At 36.5% G+C, this 7,542-nt stretch carries 10 protein-coding genes and 1 pseudogene; 8 read left to right on the forward strand and 3 right to left on the reverse strand.

The genetic code is table 11. The features are described from left to right. The first annotated feature begins 44 nt into the window (after positions 1-44). Entirely contained in the window at positions 45-764 is a 720-nt protein-coding gene (locus tag V7150_RS08740) for a YebC/PmpR family DNA-binding transcriptional regulator (RefSeq protein WP_335516363.1), read from the forward strand. Positions 765-821: 57 nt separating this feature from the next. On the opposite strand, the gene V7150_RS08745 is transcribed toward V7150_RS08740, so the two are convergent. Continuing rightward, positions 822-1,733 carry a DMT family transporter gene (locus V7150_RS08745; RefSeq protein WP_335516366.1) on the reverse strand — a complete coding sequence of 304 codons (912 nt, stop codon included), beginning with the start codon at positions 1,731-1,733 and terminating at the stop codon, positions 822-824. A 200-nt stretch (positions 1,734-1,933) separates the two neighbouring features. On the opposite strand from V7150_RS08745, the gene V7150_RS08750 reads away from it, so the two are divergent. Together V7150_RS08750 and V7150_RS08755 are read left to right on the forward strand one after the other, a co-directional pair. Further along, on the forward strand, positions 1,934-2,320 hold the full coding sequence (locus V7150_RS08750) for a DnaJ family domain-containing protein (protein WP_335516368.1): 387 nt from the start codon (positions 1,934-1,936) through the stop codon (positions 2,318-2,320). A 196-nt stretch (positions 2,321-2,516) separates the two neighbouring features. Further along, a complete protein-coding gene (locus V7150_RS08755; protein WP_335516371.1) occupies positions 2,517-3,032 on the forward strand; it encodes a YbaK/EbsC family protein in 516 nt (171 codons plus the stop codon). A gap of 55 nt (positions 3,033-3,087) precedes the next feature. Here V7150_RS08755 and V7150_RS08760 read toward each other — a convergent pair whose 3' ends face one another. Together V7150_RS08760 and V7150_RS08765 are read right to left on the reverse strand one after the other, a co-directional pair. Further along, positions 3,088-3,516, reverse strand: a complete 429-nt coding sequence (locus tag V7150_RS08760) for a VOC family protein (RefSeq protein ID WP_335516375.1) — start codon at positions 3,514-3,516, stop codon at positions 3,088-3,090. Between the two features lie 100 nt (positions 3,517-3,616). Then, positions 3,617-4,021 carry a hypothetical protein gene (locus V7150_RS08765; protein WP_335516378.1) on the reverse strand — a complete coding sequence of 135 codons (405 nt, stop codon included), beginning with the start codon at positions 4,019-4,021 and terminating at the stop codon, positions 3,617-3,619. A gap of 406 nt (positions 4,022-4,427) precedes the next feature. Here V7150_RS08765 and V7150_RS08770 point away from each other — a divergent pair, with 406 nt between their 5' ends. From V7150_RS08770 to V7150_RS08790, 5 genes and pseudogenes are all read left to right on the forward strand, one after another. Continuing rightward, positions 4,428-4,829, forward strand: a complete 402-nt coding sequence (locus V7150_RS08770) for an SET domain-containing protein (RefSeq protein WP_335516380.1) — start codon at positions 4,428-4,430, stop codon at positions 4,827-4,829. Between the two features lie 123 nt (positions 4,830-4,952). After that, complete coding sequence (locus V7150_RS08775) at positions 4,953-5,486, forward strand: sigma-70 family RNA polymerase sigma factor (protein ID WP_335516383.1); 534 nt, start codon at positions 4,953-4,955, stop codon at positions 5,484-5,486. A 3-nt stretch (positions 5,487-5,489) separates the two neighbouring features. After that, positions 5,490-5,897 (forward strand): PadR family transcriptional regulator, encoded by a 408-nt coding sequence (locus V7150_RS08780; RefSeq protein WP_335516386.1) that lies wholly within the window; start codon positions 5,490-5,492, stop codon positions 5,895-5,897. A gap of 7 nt (positions 5,898-5,904) precedes the next feature. Beyond that, a complete protein-coding gene (locus V7150_RS08785; RefSeq protein WP_335516388.1) occupies positions 5,905-7,179 on the forward strand; it encodes an FtsW/RodA/SpoVE family cell cycle protein in 1,275 nt (424 codons plus the stop codon). 60 nt (positions 7,180-7,239) lie between these two features. Continuing rightward, a pseudogene (locus V7150_RS08790) lies at positions 7,240-7,542 on the forward strand (VanZ family protein); the annotation flags it as partial.

Here is a 7,542-nt window from a genome sequence, read left to right on the forward strand (position 1 = left end):
TATAATAATTTGTGTAGATTCAAAGCGGAAAGAGAGTGTTCAGAATGGGACGTAAATGGAACAATATTAAAGAAAAGAAAGCTTCAAAGGACGCAAATACGAGTCGCGTTTATGCAAAATTTGGAGTTGAAATTTATGTAGCGGCAAGGCAGGGTGAACCAAACCCAGAATCAAATCAGGCATTAAAATTTGTTCTTGAGCGTGCAAAGACATATAATGTCCCAAGACATATTATTGATCGTGCGATTGAAAAAGCAAAAGGCGGTTCAGAAGAAAGCTATACCGAGTTACGTTATGAAGGTTTTGGGCCTAATGGATCAATGGTCATCGTTGATGCGTTAACAAATAACGTGAACCGTACAGCATCAGATGTCCGTGCTGCATTTGGTAAAAACGGTGGAAATATGGGAGTTAGTGGTTCTGTTGCATACATGTTTGACGCCACAGCGGTCATCGGAATAGAAGGAAAATCAGCTGATGAAGTGCTTGAACTTCTAATGGAAGCAGATGTCGATGTCCGTGACATCATCGAAGAAGAGGATTCTGTGATCGTCTATGCCGAACCAGACCAGTTCCATTCTGTACAGGAAGCATTCAAGCAGGCGGGGATCACTGAATTTACCGTTGCCGAATTAACGATGCTGCCACAAAATGAAATCACGCTTCCAGAAGATGGACTTGCAAAATTTGAAAAAATGATTGATGTATTGGAAGATTTAGAAGATGTGCAGCAAGTGTACCACAATGTGGATTTAGGTGAATAAAAAAAATAAGCAGGCCAACCGGTCTGCTTATTTTTTTTATGTAAATGTTAAAAAAATTTATCTTTTTGCAGTCGATAAAATAAAAATGGTAGCAATAATTGAAAAAGAACCAATCCACTCGGCAGGTGTAAAGGAGACATTAAGCCATACAACAGACAAAAAAGCAGCAGATAATGGTTCAACGCAGGCGAGCAGACTTGCCTCGGATGCGTGGATGAATTTCAAGCTCTCCATAAAGCAAAAGAAGGCAATTAATGTGCCAAACACGACAACAAAAACAACGGCCAAAAAGGATGTCAGGTTCCAATGACCTTGAAATTTCCAAGGAGGATGGATGAAACTAAAGCCGAACCCGCCAATTGTCATACCCCATCCCACTGTCATTAGTGATCCCCATTTTGACAGCAAACTGCCTGGATAGAGCGTATAAAAAGCAAGGGCAAATGCGGAAAGAATTCCCCAGAAAAATGCCGGACCTGATATGGAAAGTGAATGGATACTTCCTTTCGTTACAAGAAGAAAGGTTCCAAAAAGGGCTAGGACAATTGCGATTACTTCTTGTTTGGCAGGTAATGATTTTGCCCGAAGGCATAGGTAGCAAACGATGATGACAGGCGCCAAATATTGTAGAACTGTTGCGGTAGCAGCATTTCCATGTTCAATAGCAGCAAAATAAGTATATTGAACGCCGAACATGCCAATGGTTCCAAATATGATGAGGCGGACGACATCTTGTTTATTTTTCCAAACACTCCAAATATTTTGTTTAGCGACAAATTGAGAAAACAGCAATAAACCAATCCCTGAAAAAATTAGCCGGGTCACTACAAGCCAGTTTGTGCTAAATCCTTGCTGATGAAACAGGTATTGGGCAACGGTCCCGGAGACTCCCCAAAAAGTTGCTGCTATTAGTACTAAAATAATTCCTTTAGCCCTTGGGTAGGGCAAAACCACACCTTGCGAATTCATGTAATCCCTCCAAAACAAAGCAATGCTTAAATCTTATTCTATAAATATTACAAAAATTATAACACTATTAGATTGCTGGTTTTATAGTTATTTTAAAAATACAAAGAAGTTGATCACTTTTTTCTGAATTGGAGGAATTCGAACAATAAATAGAGAATTATGAAAATAAAAGCACCCAACTAGAAAGGAGGCCAAAATATATGTCATTAAAAAAAGATGGACAAGATGAATCCCTGAATCAAAAATCGAATGATTACAATTTAGATGAGGACATTAAAAATCATCCTGGATTCGGTAAACCATTACCTTCACATCTATTCTCAGGTGATATTTATGCTAATTTTACAAAGACTGCTAAAGAGGCGGGGTACTTACCGCCATTTATAGAATTGCAAAAAGAAATAAGGCAAGAGATTGCGAAAACAATAAAATTAAAGGGGGACGATACGAAGGAGTCGGAAGCAAAGGATATGATTGATGAAATTAATAAGAAAATCCAAAAGTATAACACGATTTGTCCACCCATGATGCAAAAAGGAAGGATTAATTTTAATAGTATCGAAAATCAATATATAAATTGGGAATAAGCTAGTATTGGTATATGCTTAGCTATCAGTGGTTTAGCAATATGCTAGCTTCTTACTTTGCTATTGCTAGAGGGTCATGGCATCATTGAGGGGTGGCTTACTAGTAGAATTGCTGTTAAATACAAGCCACCTTATCGCTTAATCCCTTAACCGTATGGTATTATACAATATTATACATATGGAAAGGATGAAAAAGGTGTCATTGGTAAGTGTAAAAGCCCATTTCAAACAATGGAATCGTGATGGAGATGTAATGGAATTTGAAACTTCAAGTGCTACTGTAGACGAAGCTGCAAAAACAATTGGGGTATTGCCAGCAAGGATTGCTAAAACCATTTCCTTTAGGGGTGCTGAGGAAAAAGCCATTCTGATTGTTGCTGCTGGTGATGCCAAGGTTGATAACAAGAAATTCAGGCTGAAATTTGGTTTCAAACCTCGGATGCTCACTCCTGATGAAGTACTCGAGCAAACAGGACATGCCATCGGCGGGGTTTGCCCCTTTGGTTTGAAAAATGATCTTGAGGTTTATCTTGATGTATCAATGCAGCGATTCGAGACCGTATTCCCTGCCTGTGGCAGTACGAACTCGGCTATCGAATTAACGAAGGATGAATTATTTCAGTATTCTTCTGCAATTGAGTGGCTGGATGTGTGTAAAGGATGGGAAGAAGAACAAATTCTATCTAATGTTAGTCAACAACTCGAAGTTTAACAAAAAAAGGATGAAGAATCTTTTCTTTTGTAGAAGATTCTTCATACTTTTTAATTTATATGGACATTTCTCCATTGTCATAATTTAATTGCCATTCAATACCAAACTTATCTTTAACTTGCCCATAGCATTTGCTCCAGAAGGTTTCTTGCAGTTCCATAACAACAGTACCGCCTTCTTTTAATTTGTCATAATAAGAGATAATTTTATCCTTGTTCTGATTTACGATTGCTAGGCTTATATTATTTCCTTCGATAAAAGGCATGCCAGGAAAAACATCAGAAAACATGACATTGCTGCCATCTATGTCAAGCCGTGCATGCATGACCAAATTTTTTGCTTCCTCTGGAAGCGGATAATCTGGATTTTGCGGTGAATCTCCAAAAGTCATAATTTTTGGTTTTTCTGTTTCGAAAACTTGGGCATAGAACTCCACCGCTTCGCGCGTGTTCCCATTAAAATTCAAATAAACATCAACAGACATATTTTTACCTCCGATGCTTTTTAATGTTAAACAAGTATAATTATACCATTCTGTTTTAAATATTTTCAAATTCAAGTAAAACGACTGAATGTGTATACTATCATCTCGGTGTTAACGGCTTAACTGAAATGGCTGGGGAGTAGCTCGTAAAAATACAGCCATCTAAATGGTTGGTATTTAACAATCCAAGATTGAGAGCTGCTTTTATTTTTAAATCATCCGGTTTTTTAACTACTTGAATAAGATCATTCATATGTAACTCTTCTAATCTTTTAATCGTTTCTTCTTCATTATATTTTTCCGTTTTACGAATTTGCCTTTGCAGCTTGTAGCCGCTGATGGTAATTTCCCCTTTATGATTTGAACCTACTAGATTATTAAAATAGGTTTGAAACGCATCCTTTAATTGATTCATTTCTAGTTCAATTTCTTTTTTCTGTTTATTCAGCTCGTAATACCTGACCAACATCTCACCTGTTATTAAGGACTCATTATTATTTAACAATATCCTCGCCTCCCTACGAACGTATATTCTATTTTATGATTGTTAGGAGGAAAATATAACCGTGAAAAAAATATTGTTTTTGGTTGGTGAACAAGGAAAGGGATTTAACGTATTGATAGCAAAATAAAGGAGATATAAAATTTAGAGGCCTATTATGAATCACAAATTTAGACAATTTTTTAATTAGTATATGGAAATTTGGAAAAACTCATCTCTACTAAAATTTTATAGAAGTGATATCTAAGGATTTTCAAGTTAACAATACCAGTAACTACTAAATGGTGTCAGGTACCAAAAATGTAGGAAATTAAAAAAGTACTATTAAACAGTTGCTTTCTTCACAATATAATGGCAAGCTTAAGTATGATTAATAACTTCTTTGGAAAGAACTTTATAGGTGATAAATATGATTGAGGTAAGAACTTCGAAGCTTAGTGATGGGGATTTAAATAGAGGGGTATTTGCAACATGTGATATCGCAAAAGGGGAGCTTATTCATGCAGCACCTGTTATTCCTTACCCTAATGAGGAGCATGTTCATATTGAAAAAACATTGCTGGCTGACTATGCATTTGAGTACGGCATAAACCATACGGCGCTTCTCTTGGGATACGGCATGCTATTTAACCATTCCTATCAGCCAAATGCCATTTATGAGATTAACTTTCCGAATCACACGTTTGACTTCTATGCATACAGGGATATAAAAGCAGGGGAAGAAATCCTAATCAACTATAATGGTGACGTAGATGATGATGAACCGCTATGGTTTCATCGGGATGAAAATAGCTCCTCTGAAAATGAGTAAATATTTTGGGATAGATTGAGGCAGTATTTCTGCTTTTTCTATCCTTTTTTCATGAATTTTTTTCAAATTAAAAACCTGCTAAAGGGATACGTCGTCTAAAAGATAGTAAGGAGGGGGAGAAACGTGGAAGAATTAACAGCAGAAGTGATAGAAACTGAAGATAAGGAAGTTCTTATTGATGAAATTATGATCAGATACGGGCAGGAGATCTTGCAGCTTGTTTATTCTTATGTAAAAAATAAAGGGCTTGCTGAGGACCTGACCCAGGATATTTTTATTAAATGTTACAAATCTCTTCATACATATAGCGGAAAATCGAAGCTGCGGACGTGGTTATGGCGAATTGCCATCAATCATTGCAAGGACTATCTGAAAAGCTGGTATAACAGAAACGTGGTCATGACGGATGAAGAACCGGCAAACAGTCGAACTAAGAAGGAAATAGTGGAGCAGGTCGTGATCCAAAAAGAAGAGGATGATGAGTTGATTGCGGCGATTATGAAGCTGCCGATTAAATATCGTGAAGTGATTTATCTTTTTTATTATGAGGAATTGTCGATTAAGGAAATCGCAGTACTTACCGATACTGGTGATAACACGGTTAAAACCAGATTGAAACGTGCAAAAGAACTTCTAAAAGAACGATTGGAGGCATAAATCATGGAGGATCGTTTAAAGAATTTAAAAAATTCAATGGATCGAACTACTTTTTCTCAGTTGAATTTTACCGAGCAGCTCCGAAAAGACATTCGTAAAAAAATCAATAAACAGGACGAAAATGAAGAGGATGTATTACTTGCTGTCATGCAACTTCTTGTCCATGAGAAAACCGGTTTCGAATTAGCAAAACTTTTACGAGGGCGTGGAATTCGAAAATTCGAAGATTCCGAAGGATTTTTATACATTCTGCTCCATCGATTGGAACAGAACCAATGTATCCAAGCAACCTGGAACGAATCGGAAGTAAAATATTATCGGCTTACCGATAAAGGCAAAAAAATCCTGCAAAAAGCAGCAAAACGACAATCAAAGAAACGATTTGCTTTTAAAGAATTGCTTGAGGGGTGAGATCAACGTGGCAAATAAAAAGTATATCTTTTTAAATGAGGTTACAGAACAAATTAAATCAAAGGAAGCCAAGAAATATGTTACCGATGAATTAGGTTATCATTTACAGGAAGCAAAGAATTTATGGGTGGAGAAGGGATTACCGGAAGCAGAGGCCGAGGAGAAGGCTATTGAGCAGATGGGAAGCCCGATCAAATTGGGAAAACAGATGAACCAGCTTCACAAGCCAAAGGTTGATTGGTTCATGATTATCCTATTGGTTACAACATTAGGGCTTGGATTTTTACCGTTGATTTCTATGGAATACATGGATTCAAGACATTTTTCTGTCATTAAGGCAATCATTGTACTACTTGGCGGTACCGTAGCAATTGGCATCATGTTAATCGATTATCGTAAATGGAAAACGCGAGGTTGGTTGTTTTATACACTCGGAGTAATATTACTACTTGTCATCAAGTTCCTTCACAATGCGGTGATTAATGGAATACCAATGCTACGAATTGTGCCCCTTATTAATATAGAAAGTTCAATGGCATTGCCATTCTTTTTCCTTGCCTGGGCTTCATTTTTAAATAATGAGAAGCTCAAAGTCTGGAAATTTGCCATTTTATTTTTTATCCCATTCTTCTTATTCCTAAACGTACCAAGTATTCCAATCACCTTTATGTATACAGTAATGGTATTCGTGATGCCTTGGTGGAGTAAATTCAGTAGGAAAACGTTACTGGTTATAACAGGAATTACGGTTGGATTGTTCTTGATTGTTGTATTTACTTATTTGCCATTCTTCAGGACTTACCATAAACAAAGATTGCTAGCATTTTTAAATCCAGAAAAATATTCAGATGGAGCGGGTTATCAAGTATTACGTATGAAAGAATTGATGTCAAAAGCTGGCTGGTTTGGTAACCTGGGGAAAAAGGAATTTATCCCGGAAGCGCATACAGATTTTGTTTTTGTAAGCTTAACCTATATTTATGGCTGGCTATTTGCAATCGCACTGTTTATCATACTCTCTCTTATCATGGTGAGATTTATTGTCATCTCCAACAAGGTCCATGATTCTTTCGCTAAACTTCTTCTGATTGGTGCTGTTGCACTTTATGGTGTGCAGTTGGCTAGTAACATCGGTATGGTACTCGGCGTTTTTCCAATTACCTCCATATCATTGCCATTTATTAGCTATGGGTTAATGCCGGTTTTGCTTAATTCCTTTTTAATCGGAATAGTGTTAAGCGTTTATCGAAGAAAGGATTTGATATCAACTAGTTTTAGTTAGTGGTAGAGAAGTTTGTCAATTAATCTAACACAAGTAACATAAGAAAGTAGTGAAAAACACATGGTATTACTAAATGGCAGTTTAATCATTTATTTTGGAGTGACCTGTTATATTCTTAGACGTGGAATTTTTGTAGGTGTTAAACACAAAAACAAAAAACAAGTTAATTGGTTAAAAGAATTTCTTTACTTTCTCTTTATTATATACATGTTAATGGTTATTTCCGTAACACTATTTCCATTGGCATTATGGATTGATTTTAATTGGGATCAGATAAAAAACGGGATAAATCTTATTCCGGTTGTTTCGATTATGAAAGATATCAGTTCCATAGGTACTGCTTATGATGGGGATTCGATGTTT

It is taken from the genome of Neobacillus drentensis (genome assembly GCF_036965245.1).
In the GTDB taxonomy this organism is placed as follows: Bacteria; Bacillota; Bacilli; order Bacillales; family Cytobacillaceae; genus Neobacillus; species Neobacillus drentensis_G.